The sequence below is a fragment of the Thalassotalea fonticola genome (genome assembly GCF_032911225.1).
Classification (GTDB): Bacteria; Pseudomonadota; Gammaproteobacteria; order Enterobacterales; family Alteromonadaceae; genus Thalassotalea_A; species Thalassotalea_A fonticola.
Map to the genome: position 1 here is coordinate 2502846 of NZ_CP136600.1, position 19001 is coordinate 2521846.

The 19001-nt window shown below is 42.9% G+C and carries 15 protein-coding genes; 4 read left to right on the plus strand and 11 right to left on the minus strand.

Annotated elements, in window-relative coordinates; genetic code table 11:
* Positions 1-49: 49 nt before the first annotated feature.
* The 9 genes from RI844_RS10080 to RI844_RS10120 all read right to left on the minus strand — a co-directional run bounded on the left by RI844_RS10080 (position 50) and on the right by RI844_RS10120 (position 10907).
* Positions 50-1699, minus strand: a complete 1650-nt coding sequence (locus tag RI844_RS10080; protein WP_348394546.1) for a family 20 glycosylhydrolase — start codon at positions 1697-1699, stop codon at positions 50-52.
* Between the two features lie 424 nt (positions 1700-2123).
* Positions 2124-3356 carry a DUF4861 family protein gene (locus RI844_RS10085; protein ID WP_348394547.1) on the minus strand — a complete coding sequence of 411 codons (1233 nt, stop codon included), beginning with the start codon at positions 3354-3356 and terminating at the stop codon, positions 2124-2126.
* Positions 3357-3364: 8 nt separating this feature from the next.
* Positions 3365-4534, minus strand: coding sequence for a sulfatase-like hydrolase/transferase (locus RI844_RS10090; RefSeq protein ID WP_348394548.1), 1170 nt, complete (start codon positions 4532-4534; stop codon positions 3365-3367).
* Between the two features lie 55 nt (positions 4535-4589).
* Positions 4590-5732, minus strand: a complete 1143-nt coding sequence (locus RI844_RS10095; RefSeq protein ID WP_348394549.1) for a glycoside hydrolase family 88/105 protein — start codon at positions 5730-5732, stop codon at positions 4590-4592.
* 72 nt (positions 5733-5804) lie between these two features.
* A complete protein-coding gene (gene uxuA, locus RI844_RS10100; RefSeq protein ID WP_348394550.1) occupies positions 5805-6986 on the minus strand; it encodes a mannonate dehydratase in 1182 nt (393 codons plus the stop codon).
* Between the two features lie 150 nt (positions 6987-7136).
* The gene (dctP, locus tag RI844_RS10105; protein WP_348394551.1) at positions 7137-7661 is read right to left on the minus strand and encodes a TRAP transporter substrate-binding protein DctP; all 525 of its coding nucleotides are present in this window, start codon (positions 7659-7661) and stop codon (positions 7137-7139) included.
* A gap of 19 nt (positions 7662-7680) precedes the next feature.
* Positions 7681-8631 carry a sugar kinase gene (locus RI844_RS10110; protein WP_348394552.1) on the minus strand — a complete coding sequence of 317 codons (951 nt, stop codon included), beginning with the start codon at positions 8629-8631 and terminating at the stop codon, positions 7681-7683.
* Entirely contained in the window at positions 8632-10107 is a 1476-nt protein-coding gene (locus RI844_RS10115) for a mannitol dehydrogenase family protein (RefSeq protein ID WP_348394553.1), read from the minus strand. It abuts the gene before it with no gap.
* 50 nt (positions 10108-10157) lie between these two features.
* Positions 10158-10907, minus strand: a complete 750-nt coding sequence (locus RI844_RS10120; protein WP_348394554.1) for a glucosamine-6-phosphate deaminase — start codon at positions 10905-10907, stop codon at positions 10158-10160.
* A 501-nt stretch (positions 10908-11408) separates the two neighbouring features.
* Between RI844_RS10120 and RI844_RS10125 the strand changes: the two genes are divergently transcribed.
* Complete coding sequence (locus RI844_RS10125) at positions 11409-12368, plus strand: LacI family DNA-binding transcriptional regulator (protein ID WP_348394555.1); 960 nt, start codon at positions 11409-11411, stop codon at positions 12366-12368.
* A 59-nt stretch (positions 12369-12427) separates the two neighbouring features.
* Here RI844_RS10125 and RI844_RS10130 read toward each other — a convergent pair whose 3' ends face one another.
* Both RI844_RS10130 and RI844_RS10135 read right to left on the minus strand, forming a co-directional pair.
* Positions 12428-13552, minus strand: a complete 1125-nt coding sequence (locus RI844_RS10130; protein ID WP_348394556.1) for a DSD1 family PLP-dependent enzyme — start codon at positions 13550-13552, stop codon at positions 12428-12430.
* Positions 13553-13562: 10 nt separating this feature from the next.
* Complete coding sequence (locus RI844_RS10135) at positions 13563-14723, minus strand: amidohydrolase/deacetylase family metallohydrolase (protein WP_348394557.1); 1161 nt, start codon at positions 14721-14723, stop codon at positions 13563-13565.
* 222 nt (positions 14724-14945) lie between these two features.
* On the opposite strand from RI844_RS10135, the gene RI844_RS10140 reads away from it, so the two are divergent.
* The 3 genes from RI844_RS10140 to RI844_RS10150 all read left to right on the plus strand — a co-directional run bounded on the left by RI844_RS10140 (position 14946) and on the right by RI844_RS10150 (position 18973).
* Positions 14946-16397, plus strand: a complete 1452-nt coding sequence (locus tag RI844_RS10140; RefSeq protein ID WP_348394558.1) for an NAD-dependent succinate-semialdehyde dehydrogenase — start codon at positions 14946-14948, stop codon at positions 16395-16397.
* A gap of 101 nt (positions 16398-16498) precedes the next feature.
* Positions 16499-17569, plus strand: a complete 1071-nt coding sequence (locus tag RI844_RS10145) for a tartrate dehydrogenase (protein WP_348394559.1) — start codon at positions 16499-16501, stop codon at positions 17567-17569.
* 75 nt (positions 17570-17644) lie between these two features.
* Complete coding sequence (locus RI844_RS10150) at positions 17645-18973, plus strand: MFS transporter (protein ID WP_348394560.1); 1329 nt, start codon at positions 17645-17647, stop codon at positions 18971-18973.
* Positions 18974-19001: the final 28 nt, after the last annotated feature.

Genomic DNA, 19001 nt, shown 5'->3' on the forward strand with positions numbered 1-19001 from the left:
ATATCTATTTTTCATTGTCTACTTCTTATCTGAATCATTGGAATAAAGACTACCTTTGCTTAGTGAGTCTTTGATGTAAGTGGATGATTTTTTTATTCCTATATTGATTTAACGTCACCATTTCCGAATCAAAAATCGCGCCTTTAAATAACTGGTTGAAGCGTTTGTTTAACTCGCTCGCACGCGCTAATAATTGCTCCAATTGCTGAACCGCCAATACTCGGTCTTTTTCAGAAAACGTAGTCGATTGCACCACATCCTGGATTTGACGGAAAGTTAAATAAAATTCACGAAAATCCACCTGCAATTGATAGTGAGCAAATTCCTCTTGGTTTTTCTGCACAATGATCTTACTCAGCTCGGCTTGTAATGCTCTTACTGACTGCAAATTCTTGGTGACAATACGCTGTTTCGCTGACAAGCCCTCTCGGCCAGACATTGCTCTTGAACCGACACCGATTTTATTATTTAAGTCCGCAGAGGTTAAAATATTCCATAACTTACTTGCCTGGTCGCTGCTCAAACCAAAACGTTGTTTTGCGTATTGCTCAGAAAAATCTTGAGGCACAAACACATTCTCTGCATTTATGGCTTCAATAAAAGCCTGAGTGTTCATTCGAAACGCATCATTTGGGTAACTATGTGGGTAAACTTGGCGGATTGGAAATAGCTCTACTACTTCATAACCAAACCATTGATAGCCGTACTGGCCTGATGTTGACCAAGACGTCAGTACCATGCCTTCAAAGCCAGCTTGTTTGGCATAGGCAACGTAATCCGCCTGATTTTTCATATGCTTGTCCCATGAAGTAACGTGATAATCATCCGGCGCTGAACGGATCGACGAAGCTCCCCAAAACTTTAAACCGTGTTTCTCGATCATGTCCATTGGATCTTCACCGAAGCGGTCAAATTTCCAGCCGTAGTTCCAGTCAATGTAAATCACATTTTTCGGCATATCGGCAATCGCTTCCGGATGCGCCAAAATCATGTCGGCCCACAATAACGGCGTTTTGCCTTCGGCGGTAACGATTTCCGCGATCATCTTCATGTACTCGACATAAAGTTTCGATTTACCTAACTCTTCACCATCTTTGCCCCAGGCCTTTTTACAACGGTCACAATCGAGTATACGCGCCTCGTCACCACCAATATGCACATATTGAGAATTATGCGTCGATAGCATATCGCGATAGAGTTCAGTAAACAGTTTGCGCGCCTGTTTAAGTCGGGTCGGATCGACTTGCGATAAATCTCTTTTGTCGGCGCGCAAATAGGCATATCGTTCATGCATTAAAATATATTCTGAATGCCCCAGGTTTTGTTGCAGCGGAATCACATCCAAACCCAAACTTTCACTGTATTTTATAAAATCAGCAACTTCTTCCCGGCTGTAAGCATAACGATTGGAGATAATGCTATGTTGTTGATATGGGTATGTCGCTTCCCACTCCATAATCAAGGTATTAAAGCCTAACTCGCTAACCTCTTTCGCCATCGCCTTTAATGCCGGCATTGGCATCACTTGTACCCGCAAGTCTACATGATACGCAACCACTGAGAAGTCATCTTGCGAATTTGCCGCATGGGCTTTGGAAAATGGTAACGTTAAAACCAATAGCAGCAAGGCTAGGATTGGAAAAACATTAAGCTGGCGCTGAAACAAAGGCTTTTGCCCATTGTGGTGAATGATATTCATATAAACTCTCTTGTGATCATGGCATTACATTCAGCAAGCTAATTAAAGCCTGCCTTGATAATTAGAAATTTACTCAAACGTTTGAGGTAAGTTATGATAAAGAATTTGTTATGTCAAGGTGAATCTATTGTAAACTCATTTGACACAACAGCAAAACTAAATATTAGCCATACAAACAAACCAATATTTCTTTTAAAAACAGTGTAATACAAAAGTAAAAGATAAATAATCTGCAAATACGAAAACAAATGAATATTTTAAAATATGGGATAAATCAATGTTTTTCAGCGACAAATAAGTAGCAACGAGTAAGCATGGATAATGACAATGAATGGTTAACGGTGAGGTTTTAGCTTGAATGTATGATGTCGATGATATCCACTTTATTGGATATCATCTTCACTGAAATTTTATAATCCAGATTTCATTGCACTTCAATGCGTAACGGCGTTTTTAATTTTAGGGCAAATTCTCTTAGATACTGTAGCCACTCGTCTTTTGAAGAAAACTGTTGGCTTTTTTGCCAGCCGAAGCCAGCATAGTAAACAATGCGTTTATTGATTGATTTTAGCTGAACAAAGAGGTGTTTACCGCCCTTTCCTTTGACCTTGGTTTGCTGCCAGCCTTCGACATATTTCGGATCGGCAACGATGCCTAATCCGAGTTGCGAGTCTTGTTGTTGACGCCAGGAACTAAAAACACCTATCTCCTCATTAGTGGTTAAATCTATTGAATGTTTATCTAATGACAGCCCGGCGACAATGTCGACGTCTTGATCAAATATCAGTTCATAGCGGGTTAAATTACTGCCTTTATCTAATGATATTATTTTCGTTTCTGTCACTTTCGCCCTACCGGTTTGCCAAGGCAGATAGTCAAGCTCAAAACGTGTTCGTATTGGCCCGATATCGGTAGTTTTATGACTGTTAAAATTGCCCGCGGTCAATAAATTTCCTTGATGAAGGCTACCTGAGCCACCACAACCTAGACTGCTGCCAACATGATAGTTATCTAAGCCCTCTCCGGTATCTTGGTGATAATCACCTCTGCCGTCGACATATTTCTGGTACCACTTATTCAAAATGGGATATTCCACCCGCTTTAACCAACAATCAATACCACTCGATATTAGCCCGCCTTTCTTGCCAGTTTCGGCAAGTTTGCGCGCTTTTGGCCCAAACATTCGAAACGCAATTTTATCGTTTTCCCAGGCGTAGTCGTCATTACGCTCTGGCACAAAGCGGGAATAACTGACGATATTATCAGCCAGTTTACCAGCCTTGTTCTTGGTTAAATAAAGCTGATAGCGATTTGAGCTATTGGCTGAAATCTGCGCTTGAAAAATAACACTGTCGGTCGCCCCATCTTGATCACTGTCAATCAACTGATAGGGTACATTGCTGTTATTATCAGCATCTTTGATTGCCAACGACGAAAAGTCATCGCTGTCGATAGCCGTCAAACTTGCCAGCGCTATGGTCACCGTTTCATTATCTCTGCTAAGCGCTAAATCGTTATAAACGACAATTTCTCCTATTGGCTTAACCTCATTAATTTCAGCACTTGCCACTGTTTGAATGGGTAATGAACAAATAAACACGGTCCATAGTAATGCGGTAAATCTTTTATGTAGAATAGCCCCATGGGTAACAGACATCTTCATCACTATTTCCCTAACGCCGTTTTCATTTGTTTCAGTATCTTTTCATTGGCAAGGATCATATGTTTGGTGGTGCCCGCTTTATGCCAATCGGTTATTCTATCCTGGTGATAAAACGGCTCAGGGGTTAAAAATTCATTTTCTAAAGAGGCCAGTATCACCGCGTAATGAGGCTTTTCGTCGGAGTCTAACAGCAGTTCAGATTTATAAAAATTAAACTGTTTGATTTGCTGGTTTATGGTTTTAATAAATTTGTCATGGTGAAAATCCTTCGCTTTGGTATTGGCCAGGATCTCTTTCACTATACGGCCAGCACCACCATTGTTACTTGGCGCCTTGCTATTTAACAGCATAGAGATAGTGGCGGCTAAATCGGTATGCTCAAAATAAGGCAAGCTTCTTTGCCGCGCGATCCCCTTGCCGGCAAAGACCATCGGCGTTACCCAGCTGTCTTCATCAAACATTGGGTGCCAGCCGATTTTACTCTGGCCATGATCAGAGCTTACAATCAGTACGGTATCCTCCCAGTTTCCTGATTTTTTTAAATAACGAACAAATTTCCCCAACAATTTATCAGCATTTTCAACGCCGGCAACATAAGGCGAACCTTGACCAAAGATGTCACGAAAATAGCCTTGCTCCGGGGTAGCAGAGTTTACCGAACGCCCTAACTCACCGGGTGTTTGTAAATGTACACGCATAAATGCCGGGCTTTGGTTTTCAAAGATATTTATTGCGTTATCAACCACTTGCTCGTCGCTTAAGTTTGCATCCATTATCGATGTAGAAAAACCACGCGCCACCGTCCGATAAGCGGGCGTATTCACCACAAAAGCCGTGGTTAAGTTCGCAGGCAGGCTCTCTTGCAACAGTTTGTTTTCAGGTTTAATGAATATCGTTCCTGAATGTAATACCGGATTAGGGAATGAACAACTGTTGTATTTGCCGTAATCGCCAACAGTTGGGTGATGTGGTAATAACACATAAGACTTTTCGATATAAGTGCCCTTTTCAATCAACGCATTAAAGTTAGGCATTTTTAATTTATCAGGAGCTTGCCAATGCAAACCATCGATCATGAATAAAATCACATTTTTCGGCGAACTTGCCATGGAACTATTTACTCCTGAGAGAGTGAACAGGAATAAAAACAACCAAAGAATTCTATTTTTCATAATTAATGCTCTTCTCTTTTATCGTTGAATATAATCGAAAATTAAGGTGTTACTTTTATTTATCCAGCAGGCGATACACTTCACTGCCCGCTAATAAAAATGCACCGCTGCCGTAAGTTTCACTGTGTTCTTTTTTGACTTTATCCGGGCCAACACCAACTAATTGCACAAAGCCAAGCTTGCCGTTTGCTTCTACTGCTGAATCCAGCACCTGCCATGCTTTAAGCACGTGCGGCAAATAGGTCTTTTCATCGAGCAAGTTATTATTAATGCCCCAAGCCAGCGCATAAACAAAAAAGGCCGTGCCACTGGTTTCCACTACATCAAATTCATCTTTATCTAATAAGCTCGGGTACCAGTGTCCCTCGGGCGCTTGCAAGGCAATTAAACTTTTAGACATATTTTTCAACACTCTTTCATAAAAACGCCTGCGAGTATCATCTTTTGGCATGGCCTCAAGCACTTTCACCAAACCGCCAACAACCCAACCATTACCCCTTGACCAAAACACTTTTTTATCGTTTTTCGTTCTTGGCGCAAAATAGCTGTCGTCGCGAAAGAACAAGTCTTCCTCTTTGTCGTATAAGTATTTGTAGGTCGCCTTCCACAGTTTATCCATTTTCTTCAGATATTTAGTATCACCGGTCACTTTCGTCATTTGTGCAAAGGCAGGGGGCGCCATAAATAACGAGTCAGCCCAACTCCACCAATTGAGCTTATGAGGATTGTCTTGCCATCTTAAATCCGGCTTTGATGGTCGTTTATAAAACTCCATATCCATCACATACCGAGCTTTGTCGATATATTTTGGCTGAGGATCAATTTCATAAAGGTCAATATAGGTTTGGGCGATGGTCAAATTGTCAGCAAGGTAAGGATGCGGCTTTAATTTCCACTGCAATGACTCACCCATCGCAATCATTTCATCGAGGTATTTCTGTTGTGGCTTAAGCTTGTAATAACTCATTAAGCCGGTATAAAACGTGCCGTACTCCCATACCCATAATTCTTTGCCAGTAGGGTTGTTCAACTGCCATTGCGTCACGGCTTCCATTTGTTCAAGCACTGCAGCTTTAGTGATATTTATTTTAGTGTTATTCGCAAAATTATTAGTATCGTTGCTGGCAAGTGATTTATTCGTTGTTATTGTTAATAACGCTATTAACAACAAGATAAACTTAAGATTGAATATTTTCATATTAGTAATTTCCCCATACTGCTAAGAGCGAGGCATTGGCACCAGGTGGGCAATGCCTGTAATTGGTATTCGTTATTGATTGATCACATTCAAGGTATGAATAACACCGCGAAGTTCCGCCAACCCTTTCATTCGGCCGGCAAAGGAATAACCCGGATTGATATTATCTTTACCAATTTCATCACCGAGTAAATGCCCATGATCAGGACGCATGGCAATGTTACTATCGCCCGAACCACAAGCCTGTCGCTGTTTTTCTTCATTCAATAGCGCTTGAATTAAGCCGACCATGTCGTTATCACCAGCAAGGTGCTCAGACTCACAAAAAGAGCCATCGGCATCACGAGTCACGTTACGCAGATGGACAAAGTGAATTTTGTTGCCAAACTCTGTTACCATTTCAACTAAATTATTATCGCCACGCACGCCAAAAGAGCCGGCACACAAGGTAAGACCATTATTAATGCTCGGCACGGCGTTGAGTAATGCGCGAACATCGCTCGCCGTTGACACCACTCTTGGTAAACCGAACAACGAAAACGGTGGATCGTCCGGATGAATACACATATTGATGCCGGCACTTTCGGCTACCGGAATTATTTCACGTAAGAACTCAAATAAATTTTCTCTGAACTTTTCCGTGCCTAACTGAATAAATTCGGTGATCGCGGCCAGTATTCCCTGACGGTCATACGAACCTTCGCCGCCCGGTAAACCGGCAATGATGTTTTTCTCTAGCAGTTCTTTTTCAAGCTCTGTCATCGCCTCAAAGCGAGCTTTGGCTTTTGCTAAAATCTCAGGTTGATAATCACTTTCCGCATTTTCACGTTGTAAATAATATACATCGTAGGCAGCAAAATCAGACATTTCAAAGCGTAATGCTTTCGATTGGTTCGGCAATTCATAAAGAAGATTGGTCCGCGTCCAGTCCACTACCGGCATAAAGTTATAACAAACGGTTTTAATGCCAGCTTTACCGGCATTGAGCAGCGATTGCTTATAATTTTCAATATAACGGGCACAGTCTTTACTGCGGGTTTTAATATCATTATGTAACGGAATACTTTCGATCACCGACCACTCAAGTCCTTGCTCTTCAATGCAGGCTTTGCGCTTTAATATTTCATCCAACTCCCAAACGTCACCGGTTGCGACATGATGCAGTGAGGTAACAACCCCAGACGCTCCAGATTGCAAAATATTTTTAAGTGTGACCGTGTCTGTCGGTCCAAACCAACGCCATGTTTCTTGCATAACAACCTCTTAGGAAATGTTGATAATAGGCCTGTTTACCAGACCTAGATATAAATTGATCAGGGCCCTTACAACAAGCGCCCAAAAATATTGCCGGATACCTCACTCAAGGGGTAACCCGACGATTAAAATACTTAACCAGCAACCATATTAGGTAAGGTTAGGGTTAAACTCGGCATAAAGGTAACCATCATTAGGACCACTACCATGACGATATAAAATGGCACCATTCATGACGATATAAAATGGCACCATTTCCTTTACGGTTGTGCCTATTGACACTTTACCAATAGAGCAACCCAGCAATAGCGATGTGCCAACTGGCGGAGTACAAACGCCAACGCTAGGACTGACATTGGCTAATACCACCGCATTGGTGCGAGTAAAATCGATAATACCTAAACGGGTTTGTTCAATGGTTTCAATTTGTTGGCCAAGTTGGCCACTAGCGTGGACTTTTACAATCACTTTACCTTGAGTCTTTTGCGCAACTAATTCGGCAAACTTATACATCGCGATGGTCACTGGATTATTTTCTGGTAAGCCTTCGGCTAATCGTAAAACAATGGCGTCTTGTTCGGCTTTTAAGGTTACAAATGTACCGTTGTTCGACAGTATGGTAGTCGTGATCAAAGTAAGAATAACCACCAGTTTTAACGGTAAATATTTTCCCATAGAATAACTACCCCTCAAATTATTCATCGTAAGCCATATCAAGGCTGCTAATAAATTGTTGGTAAAGTGCTTTATCAACAATCGCACCTTTATGTTGCACCACAAACCCTGCGACACTGGCAGCATTTTTCAGTGAGTTGCCGCGGCTTTCACCTGCGATTCTTGACGCAAGATAGGTGCCAGCAAAAGAATCACCGGCAGCGGTTGTGTCCACTTGTACTTTTGCAGGCGTAAAAGGTAAATGAATAAAAGAATCATTTAATCCATAACAACAAATGCCCAACTCACCACATTTCACCACGGATTCAACAACCGAAAATTGCTGCAAGTGATCTCTCACTTCTTGCGGTGTATTATGAGCAAACAATAGCTGATGTTCATCTAAACCAGGTAACACCATATCACAGCATTGATAGGCCCGTTCAATCCATAATCTTGCTTCTACTTCATCATGCCACATTGTTGCTCGATAATTAGGATCGAATGCTATTTTTGCGCCACGCTCACGTAAGGTGGTTACCAAGTCCAATAATATGGTTTTGTCTTTGTCGGATAATATTGCTAACGATATGCCAGAAAAATAAACGTAATCAAAATCAGGCACCGAATCAATACCGCCTCGTTGCTCAAGTGCGGTAATTAACTTGGTAGCAGCAGAATCTTTACGCCAGTAATTGAATGTTCTTTCACCATCATCATCGGTGGTGATCAGGTAAATACCCGGCTGTTTGTCTTTTACCGTTAACACCAGAGAAGCATCTATCGATTCTTCACTCCAGCTATCCAGCATCTTTTCACTGGTGGCGTCGGTGCCAACTGAGGTTAAATAAGAAACTTTTAACGAAGACTGCCAACGCTTTGCATAAACCGCAGTGTTATAAGTATCACCGGCAAATGAGTAGGAAAAAGCATTGGAGCTTTGCGTGTTTAACTCCATCATGCATTCGCCAATAATCAATAAAGAATTCATTTAGTCTTCCTTCATTGTGGTTAAAATTAATGAAATATCTGCTGCGCCATATTGATTAAACAATGAATAGGCCTGAGTCAGGGTATCGACAAAATTGTTATTTTCTCGTAAATGTTGCGGGAATACATGTTCGAGTGCAAGAAAGCGCTCGACATCAGCATCACTACCATTACAGAGCTTAGCAATAGTCGTTAATTGTTCGGCAAGAGGATCAATAATCAATTGTTTTGTTGATACTTTATCTGTAACAAAACGCATCCAGGCGGCAAGACTTAGGCACAGTTTTGTTGAGTTTTTGCCCATTGCCAAATTGTCTTCAATAATGGCAATGATGCGATAAGGAATTTTCTGGCTACTGTCGCAGGCAATTTGGGCAAGCAAGTGGCAAATAGCCGGGTTCTGAAAGCGTTTGATAATGCTGTTGCCATAACTGACTTTATCTAAACCATCGACGGTCGGCAGAGTTGGGAAGATTTCTTCGCTTAACAGACTTTCAACAAAGGTTTTAAGAATTGGATTCGCGATGGCTTGCTCAACGGTTTCCAAGCCGGTAAAACTACCGATAAAGGCGAGCGTAGAATGCAAACAGTTTAATACTCTTAACTTGGTCAATTCATAACCAGAGACATTGGTTGTCAATATTGCCCCGACCGTTGACCAAGGCGGCAATTCAACTCCGGGAATATCTTCGATCACCCACTGACTAAATTGCTCACGTTGAATTGGCCAGTTATCTTTAAACCCAGTTTGCTGGGCAACGCTGGCGCAAATCATCTCATTGGTTGCCGGGGTAATGCTATCTACCATAGTGCACGGAAACTTCACTTCATTAGTCAGCCATTGAGCAAAGTTGCCATCGAGAGTTCTGGCAAACTCAATTACTGCAGTCTTTAAACGAGTGCCATTGTCACTGACATTATCACAACTAATGGCAACAAAGGGAGCCATGCCTTTGTTATAACGCGCAAGCAAACCCGCCACTAAGAAACCAATGGCAGTTTGTGGCTGAGTTGGGTTTTCCAAATCATGAACAATACCGGCATTAGCAAAGTCCAAACCACCTTGGGCTGTTAAACAATAGCCTTTTTCGGTGATGGTTAGAGTCACCACTTTTATTTGTGGCTGACACAAACGTTCAATCACCAAGGCGGGGTCTTCTGGCGCCACCAAAATTTCTTTAATCGCGCCAATAATTTGATAAGACTTGCTATGATCAAGTATGGCTAAGGTGTACAAGTTATCCTGTGGCAACAACGCATCCCTGACCGAAGGACTATTGATGGAAACTTCGCAAATTCCCCAATCCGTTTCTCCATTGAGCAACAGCTCATTGGTATAAACAGCTTGATGCGCCCGGTGAAAAGCGCCGGGTCCAAAATGGACAATGCCAATATTCACAGGTTCTCTATCGTAACCGCAATGATAAACATCATCTGCTGTTAAGGCGATATTTTGCTCAGAAAGTATATTTTGCATAGTCAATTACAACTCTAAAAAATTGGCGGTATCACTGATTATTGATTTTCTTAAGAAACTTTTTCAGGTAACAGGCTTGCTGATTCTACATCGAGAAAAATTTCACAATCAGCATGACCTTGTAACACCGAAGATGGATAGTCAGCGGATATACTTTTAGCTACTGTATTTTTAACCGCTTCGGCTTTTCTTTCGCCAGGTACCGACAGTATGATTTTTTTGCTTTTAAGTATTTGATTAATACTCATACTAATTGCTTTGCTCGGCACATCTGCTAAACCGTTAAACCAGCCTTCATTACACTGTTGTTGACGACAAGCCTGGTCAAGCTCAACGACTATATAAGGTTCATAGGTTGCTAAATCGGCTGGTGGATCGTTAAATGCTAAATGACCATTTTCACCAATTCCAGCAAGACAAACATCCACTTCTTCTTGGGCAATCAGTGCGTTTAATCGAGCAATTTCGGCCTCAAGATCTTCAGCATCAGCGTTTACTAGCGTCATCTTGTTTAGCCCTTTGGCTTTGGCAACAAAACGCTCATTTAAGTATTTTCGAAAGCTGGCTGGATGCTCTGCTGAAAGACCAACGTATTCATCAAGATGAAATGCCTGAACCTTTTCCCAGGGAATATCTTCCTGCTCAGTCAGGTGTTGTAACATGTCGAACTGGCTCGAGCCGGTAGCAATAATAATGGTCGCTTTTCCTTTATTGCTGATTGCCTGACGAATCGCTTCAGCCCCTAATTTAGCGGCTGCTTGCCCCATCAATTTTTCATTTTCAAGAGTATTAAATTTCATTGTTGCTTCGCTGTTATATTTAATTAAAGAAAGTCAGCTTATATTTATGATACAAGCCAGCAGTAAAAATACTGCATCCCTATCTGGTCGAAATTTGTAGGTTCATCACTCACTTTATTTCAAGTTCAATACGTCGACCAAGTTACGTCGATAGTGCAAAACAGCACCTCAAACGTTTGAGTTAATGTATAATTAAAAATATTTTCTGTCAAGACAAAACTATCCCCTTGCCGTCTCCCCCTCTTTAAAAGACACTAACATTAAAACATAAGCCATTGATTATTAAGATCAAAACAACAAATCGTGATTTAACAAATAAATAAGATGAATTTTTTATGAGTACTGATGAGTGAGTTAAATCTACTCAAGTTGCATACAAGTTGGCTCACCTCAAAGGTAAAATATCGATATTTAGTTAAATTACTTCGCTAACTGCATGATTTCTAATGCCGCTTGCGATAGAATACGAATAAATAATTTAATGAATTTCAATGGAAGGTTATGGCTACTCAAAAAAGTATTGCAGATAAGCTGGGATTATCAATCAGTTTGGTATCTCGGGTGTTATCAGGGAAAGCAAAAGAAATTGGTGTTGCAGAAGAGACGATTAAAAAAGTCCTCGATGAAGCAAAACGCACTAACTATACGCCAAATTCAGCGGCATTATCGTTAAGAGGAGTTAAGACTCATACCTTAGGCGTTATCACTTATGATTTTGAAGATCCTTATTTCGGCATCATCCTCGGCGAATTGCACAAAATCGCCAAACAAAGAAAATTTACCTTAATACTCGCTGGCTCTTACCAGAGAGACGAAGACACCTTAGATCTTTCCGCTTTTGCCAAACACAACATTGAAGGCTTAATTATTGTTGGTAGTGATCGAAAAAAAGATTGGTACGAAAACTTTAATCAAAAGTCAATCCCAAGCGTACAAATTGGCTTTACCACAGATAAGATTGGTGCCAATATTTGTTTGGATGAATCGCTAAGTGCCAACTTAATTGCCAGCTATTTGCATAAACAAAAAACCGAAAGTGCCACCTTATTTTTTAACCATAGCCTGTCACACGAAACGTTTAAAACACAGCACATTAAAGCACTTACCGAGAATGGTATTAACATCCTTGAAGATGTGATTTGTGATGGTTCGATTAGCTCGGTAAAAAGTGGCATAAAGCAGTTAAAACAGCTGCCTGACGTTATTATTGCGGGTGATGATATTATGGCGACAAAAATTATTCGTTCCTTGCATGAGTTAAATATCAAAGTTCCCGAAGACGTAAAAGTATTTGGTTTTGATAATATTTCCCATGCCCGCAATTTCATTCCTTCCTTAACGACGTTAAATCCGCCAATTAAGGAAATGATCCAAACCGCTTTTGATTTAGTATCTAGCCCAAGTATCAGTAAAGAAACCTTGCGCTTTACTCCGGAGTTAATTAGCCGCGAATCGGCATAATACCAATCTGCATAAGGAATGAGTCACTCAGCGATACCATAATAGTGACGTGGATACTGTTATAGCAGCGCACCTCGCGCTGCAACTGGCCATATCGTTTGAACTTGCCCCTTCCGTATGCCGATTAACCAATCATGCAGGTTTACTGTGGGATCGCAATGGCTTGGCAACAAGGTAACCGCATCTCCGATCTCCGGCACCTGCGTATGTTTAGAAAATTCAATATTGGTATGCTCGTCTGCGGCCCCTAACACTTTAGTATGCTCATACCTCGCAATACCCGGTAAGCCCGAGTCGGTTGAAAACGCTTTTAAACCGGCATCTAATACGCAACGGTGGCTTTGTGGTTTGCTCAACACCGCTGATTTTATCGATAAACTTTGCTTAAATTCGTCAATTGGTTCGCCTTGCGCGTTCAAGTTTAAAGAATAATCTTGATCCATAAACACATAAGAGCCCACCTGCAGCTCGTTATAAATGCCACTGGTGGCTTCAAATATATAAGTGCCGGTACCGCCGCCGCCGATAATGTCACAATGAAAACCATGTTCAGCCAACAAGGATACGGTTTCTTCGACAAGGTTAGCCGCTTGCAAAATCGTTCGCCGGCGAGCCTCAAATGACCGTAAGTGTTGTGCGCCACCATGATACGCTTGTAATCCGGCAAAATGTAAGTGTTCACACTCAGCAATCGCTTTTGCTAAAATCAGGGTTTCCTGGCCCGGTAATACACCACAGCGGGCGGAGCCCACATTGACTTCGACTAACACTTTTATCGACACATTAAATCGCTCTGCCGCGTCATTAATCTCATCAATATTATCTATATTATCGACGCATACCGCGATTTCAGCCTGTTTTGCCAGCGCCGCTAAACGGTTCAGTTTAGCCCGGCCGATAATTTGATTGCTCACCAGAATATCTAAAATACCATGGGCCACCATAACTTCGGCTTCGGAAACTTTTTGACAGCATACCCCTACCGCACCTAAGGCAATTTGCTGGTGAGCAATTGCCGGGCATTTATGCGATTTAGAATGCGGACGTAAGCGCACCCCTTGTTGCCTGGCATAGTCTGCCATCGTTGCTAAGTTATGCTCTAAATGGTCTAAGTCAACGACTAGAGCCGGGGTATCAATGTCTTGCCAGCTCTCACCAATTTTTGCTGCAGGTTGGGTTGCCAATGTATTGCTCCTAAAGTGCGTTAGTTATCTTTATATCATTCCATAAATGACCCGCAATAACCGATCCCATACACTCGAGTCTGGTATTGGTTGTCAGCACCTCACCGGTACAATCAACATGCTGATAAGGTTCATTGACTATTTTTAATATTGCGGCATCACCAATCGCCCCAACCTGTAACTTCCCTAGCTGCTCACGATTAATTGCCTTGGCCGGATTTTGGGTTGTGGCTCGAATCACTTCGTATAAGGGCATGCCCAGGGCGATGAACTTTGACATGACCGCCAATACATCATGGGCAGGACCATCGACGCAAAGTGCATGAACATCGCTACTTATCACATCAGGCATAATACCTTCTGCTAGCATTGCGCGGGCGGTATGGAATGCAAACCCACCAGCCCCGTGTCCAATATCAAATATAATGCCGCGTTCATGCGCTTCGATAACTCCTTGGCGAATCGTGCTATCCGGACGGACAAGAGAATTAGGAAAACCACGAAAACAGTGAGTCAGGATATCACCAGGACGAAGTGTATCAAGCACTTCACTACGACTCGGTGCTGGTGTATCAAGATGAGCCATTACAGGAATGCCAAGCTCATCTGCCACTTCAATGGCAGCGTGCAGTGGACCAATCCCCATCGCGCCACTGGAGCGGGCTCCAACTCGCGCTTTTACCCCGACAATTAAGTCAGAATTTTCTTTGGCCACTCTCAGACAATCACGAGGCTCAACCAATCGCACATCAGACGCCTCCCCCACCATCACACTCTTACTAAAAGCAAAAATCCCCGGAAAAGAAATATTGAGAAATGCCAAAATACGAGGTGCAGATCGCTCTATCACATGGGCACGAAATCCTGCAAAATTTCCGGCTCCAGAGCTACCTGCATCAACAAACGTTGTTGTACCACTGCGGCGAGCAATCGGCTCGGCATCGACACCAGCCGATGTTCCTCCCCAATACACATGCGAGTGCATATCAATTAATCCGGGGCACACAATGTAGCCGGGAATATGGTAAGTATTGCTTGCTTGCTCTGCGGGAATATTAGGCTGCAGAGCGGCAATTATTCCATCTTTAAAAGCGACATCAAAATTACCATCAATATTTTGTGAAGGGTCGATAACCCTGGCCCCTTTGAGCAGTAAATCAAACATGCACATTCTCCTGACATCTATTTATTGGTAAATATTATGCTCAAGTTAGTCGTAAAATGCTCATGCCAATAACGTATAACATTATCCATTTTTAGCATTCGACTCCTAATACTTAGTGTGCGAACTTATTCAGCATCTATTCAAATAACCCAAAATCGCCCCTTGCTCAATACTGCCAAGGCAAAGTATGAGTCAGTTGGAAACGGTTTCACTTTCCCGGAGTAAAGTATGAGTATCAAAAATAATTTTCTGTTCAAGCAGCAATGTCATATTGATGGCAACTGGGTGAATGCCAATAGCGATGAAACTATTGATGTTGTTAATCCTGCCAATGGCGAAACCTTAGGTAGCGTGCCCAAACTCAATAAAAATGAGGTGAAGCATGCAATCCAAGTGGCGGCTGATGCGTTACCTAAGTGGAGAGCCAAAACCGGTAAAGAACGTGCCGCCATTTTAAGACAATGGTTTAATTTGTGTATTAAACATCAACATGAACTGGCGCAACTATTGACCCTCGAGCAAGGCAAGCCACTAACCGAAGCGCTGGGCGAAATTGCCTATGGGTCGTCATTTATTGAGTGGTTCGCAGAAGAGGCTAAACGCATTTATGGCGATATGATCCCGGCGCACAGTAACGATAGAAAAATTGTCGTCAATAAAGAAGCCGTTGGTGTTGTTGCGGCGATCACGCCCTGGAATTTCCCTAACGCGATGATCACTCGCAAAGCCGCCGCCGCAATCGCTGCCGGTTGTACGGTAATAATAAAACCAGCATCGAGCACCCCATTCTCGGCGCTAGCACTCGCCCAACTGGCTCAACAAGCAGGTTTGCCCGATGGCGTGTTGAATATCGTTACCGGCTCTGCACGTGTCGTTGGTGGTGAATTAACCGAAAACCCGATCGTTCGAAAATTATCATTTACCGGCTCTACCGACGTTGGTAAGACCCTGCTCAAACAATGTGCCCAGACGGTGAAAAAAGTATCGATGGAACTGGGGGGCAACGCGCCCTTTATTGTTTTTGAAGATGCCGACTTGGATAAAGCCGTAGCTGGCGTTATGGCATCCAAATTTCGCAATACCGGGCAAACCTGTGTGTGTGCCAACCGCATATTTGTGCACGACAAAATATACGACGAATTCAGTCAACGACTGGCCATTATGGTAAGTCAACAAATCGTTGGCAACGGACTCGAACCAGGAGTTTCCATTGGCCCTTTGGTGGATATGGCAGCCGTTGAAAAAGTTGAGCAGCACATTGAGGATGCCATCGCCAAAGGCGCAAAAATCATTCTCGGCGGACAACGCCATGGCTTAGGCGGTCACTTTTTTCAGCCGACCATTCTTGCCAACGTTAGCGATGATGCGCGCTTAATGAATGAAGAAACTTTTGGCCCGGTTGCGCCGCTTCTGCGCTTTACCGATGAAGGGGATGTGGTCAACAAGGCAAATGATACCGAGTTTGGCCTTGCTAGTTACTTTTACACCCAAGACATCGGCCGTATATGGCGTGTTTCCGAGGCTCTGGAGTATGGCATTGTTGGCATCAACGAAGGCATTATTTCCACCGAGTTAGCGCCATTTGGCGGCATCAAAGAATCAGGCATTGGCCGCGAAGGTTCAAAATACGGTATTGATGACTACCTGGAAATTAAATATCTATGCATGGGCGGACTTTAGGGTCTGTTTACCCTAATATTCGTCTGACAGACAAAGAAAAAACATAATTAAAACTAGGGGAAACAGCCCCTAACAACATGCCGTATGGCTAGAGAAAAACAATGAATAAATATCGTATTGCGGTAATACCTGGAGATGGTATTGGCAAAGAAGTTGTGCCTGAAGGCTTAAAAGTATTAAACGCTATCGCCGCTAAATTTAACATCGAGCTTAGTTACAATCACTTTGACTGGAGCTGTGAAACCTATAAAAAAACCGGCCGAATGATGCCTGAAGACGGGTTAGAGCAACTGCGAGAAAATGATGCCATTTTTCTTGGCGCCGTCGGCTTCCCTGGTGTACCAGATCACCTTTCGCTTTGGGGCTTGTTGATTCCTATTCGTCGTGAGTTTGAACAATATATTAACCTGCGTCCGGTGCGACTGCTGCCAGGCATCACTTCTCCCTTACGAGATAAAGTTCCTGGTGATATCGATTTTTGGGTTGTCAGAGAAAACTGTGAAGGTGAATACTCACAAATCGGTGGCATGATCCACCAAGGTACCGAACATGAGGCCGTGGTTCAGGAATCAATCTTTACCCGCTATGGTACCGACAGAGCCATTCGCTATGCGTTCGAATTGGCGAAAACAACGGACAAAAATCATGTTACCTCGGCGACAAAGTCTAATGGTTTATTTCATTCTATGCCGTTTTGGGACAAACGTTTTGCCACCATTGCCAGTGAATACCCTGACAGCGAAACTGATCAATACCATATTGATATTTTGGCGGCGCAATTTGTGATGAATCCTGAGCGCTTTGACGTTGTTGTCGCCAGTAATTTGTTTGGCGATATTTTATCGGATTTAGGCCCGGGTGTGACCGGCACTATTGCCGTTGCGCCTTCGGCCAACATTAACCCGGAAAGAAAACACCCGTCGATGTTTGAGCCGGTGCATGGCTCGGCGCCAGATATTGCCGGACTAGGGATAGCAAACCCTATCGGGCAAATATGGTCGGCGGCAATGATGCTAGAACACTTAGGCGAAAAAGCAGCTGGTGCGGCAATCATGCAGGCAATAGAAGCAGTATTAACCGCCACTGATGCGCCATTAACGCCTGATCTTGGTGGCCGAGCTAGTACTTGTGACCTTGGCGATGCCATTGCCGCGCAAGTTTATCGACTCTAAGCAACAAACTTTAATGGCAACGATATGCTTTGGCCAAATTGATATTAACTACTCGACACCTTTAGGAGTTTCGTTATGAAAAATGCGTTAATGAATACTTACATAAGCTTGCGTTCACCAATACAGGCACTGAAAACGTCTCAGCAAAGCATCAAAGGGCTTAGGTGGTGGATATTAGGCCTGCTAGTGCTCGCTATGATCAATAGCTATATTGACCGGGGCAATATTTCCATGGCCGCGCCGTTGATCACTGACTACTTTAACTTGGATGCGAAAATGAAGGGCTACATTTTTTCGTCCTTCCTTCTGGGTTATGCGCTGATGCAAATACCTGCGGGCATGATGGTAGACAGGTTTGGCATTAAGCTTACCTACACCATTGCGTTTATCGTTTGGGGCATAACCGCCGCGACCTTCGGCATTGCCACCGCGTTTTGGCATTTAATCGCCTTACGCATCCTACTAGGTATTTGGGAGTCAATCTCCGGGCCGGCAGGAAATGCTTATGTTGGTCGTTATTTTGATGAAAACGAACGTGGCTTTGCCAGCGGCTTACTGCTTTCCGGTAGTAAATTTGGCCCGGCAATAGGCGCGATTGTTGCAGGAGTTTTACTGGAAAGTTATGGTTGGCAAATGCTGTTTATTCTTTGTGGTCTGGTGCCATTAATTTGGGTATTACCCTGGTGGAGCTTATACAAAAAACAAGAACAACTGGAGTTAAAGAACCAGGCCTCAGAAAATAAATTAACGGCTCAGTCTGACACACAAACAGGCACAAAAACTCGCCGGGCATCACTAACAAAGTTGCTACAAAATAAAAAAATACAGGGCATTTTTCTCGGCTATTTTTGTTACGGCTATGTTTGGTTTTTGTATATTTCCTGGCTACCCAGCTATCTATATGATGAATTAGGGTTTTCCATTAAAGAAACAGGTTGGTGGGCAGGATTTGCCTACGGCTCGTTAGCGATTGTGGTTATTGTTGCCGGTTACCTTTCCGATGTTTTCATTCGCAGAGGCCACTGCCCAACCAAAGTCAGAAAGTCATTTGTTATCGCCGGCTTTCTCACCGGTTCACTCATTATTCCGGTACCATTTATTGAAAATGCACAATATGCCATGTATCTGGTGATTATCACAATTAGTGGCATGGGGTTAGCAACGGCGAATACCTGGGCCATCAGTCAAACCATTGCACCACGTGGCAGTATTGGTACAGTAGCAGGCATTCAAAACTTTGCTGCGACCTTTGGTGGCTTTTTTGCGCCTATTATTACCGGTTACTTTATCGAAGTATCGGGTTCTTATATGTCTGCCTTTGTACTGGCTGGCATATTAATGCTGTTGGGAATTTTTAGTTATGTATTTTTAATTGGAAAAATTGAAGAAATCCAGTTTGACTAACTACGCTGAACTAGGGATAAGCAGCACT

Coding starts and splice junctions, on each gene's coding strand:
- RI844_RS10110 (WP_348394552.1), bottom strand. CDS start 8,631: ATGAATTCTTTATTGATTATTGGCGAATGCATGATGGAGTTAAACACG.
- RI844_RS10095 (WP_348394549.1), bottom strand. CDS start 5,732: ATGAAAATATTCAATCTTAAGTTTATCTTGTTGTTAATAGCGTTATTA.
- RI844_RS10135 (WP_348394557.1), bottom strand. CDS start 14,723: ATGTGCATGTTTGATTTACTGCTCAAAGGGGCCAGGGTTATCGACCCT.
- RI844_RS10115 (WP_348394553.1), bottom strand. CDS start 10,107: ATGCAAAATATACTTTCTGAGCAAAATATCGCCTTAACAGCAGATGAT.
- RI844_RS10090 (WP_348394548.1), bottom strand. CDS start 4,534: ATGAAAAATAGAATTCTTTGGTTGTTTTTATTCCTGTTCACTCTCTCA.
- RI844_RS10125 (WP_348394555.1), top strand. CDS start 11,409: ATGGCTACTCAAAAAAGTATTGCAGATAAGCTGGGATTATCAATCAGT.
- RI844_RS10140 (WP_348394558.1), top strand. CDS start 14,946: ATGAGTATCAAAAATAATTTTCTGTTCAAGCAGCAATGTCATATTGAT.
- uxuA (WP_348394550.1), bottom strand. CDS start 6,986: ATGCAAGAAACATGGCGTTGGTTTGGACCGACAGACACGGTCACACTT.
- RI844_RS10150 (WP_348394560.1), top strand. CDS start 17,645: ATGAAAAATGCGTTAATGAATACTTACATAAGCTTGCGTTCACCAATA.
- RI844_RS10145 (WP_348394559.1), top strand. CDS start 16,499: ATGAATAAATATCGTATTGCGGTAATACCTGGAGATGGTATTGGCAAA.
- RI844_RS10080 (WP_348394546.1), bottom strand. CDS start 1,699: ATGAATATCATTCACCACAATGGGCAAAAGCCTTTGTTTCAGCGCCAG.
- dctP (WP_348394551.1), bottom strand. CDS start 7,661: ATGGGAAAATATTTACCGTTAAAACTGGTGGTTATTCTTACTTTGATC.
- RI844_RS10120 (WP_348394554.1), bottom strand. CDS start 10,907: ATGAAATTTAATACTCTTGAAAATGAAAAATTGATGGGGCAAGCAGCC.
- RI844_RS10085 (WP_348394547.1), bottom strand. CDS start 3,356: ATGTCTGTTACCCATGGGGCTATTCTACATAAAAGATTTACCGCATTA.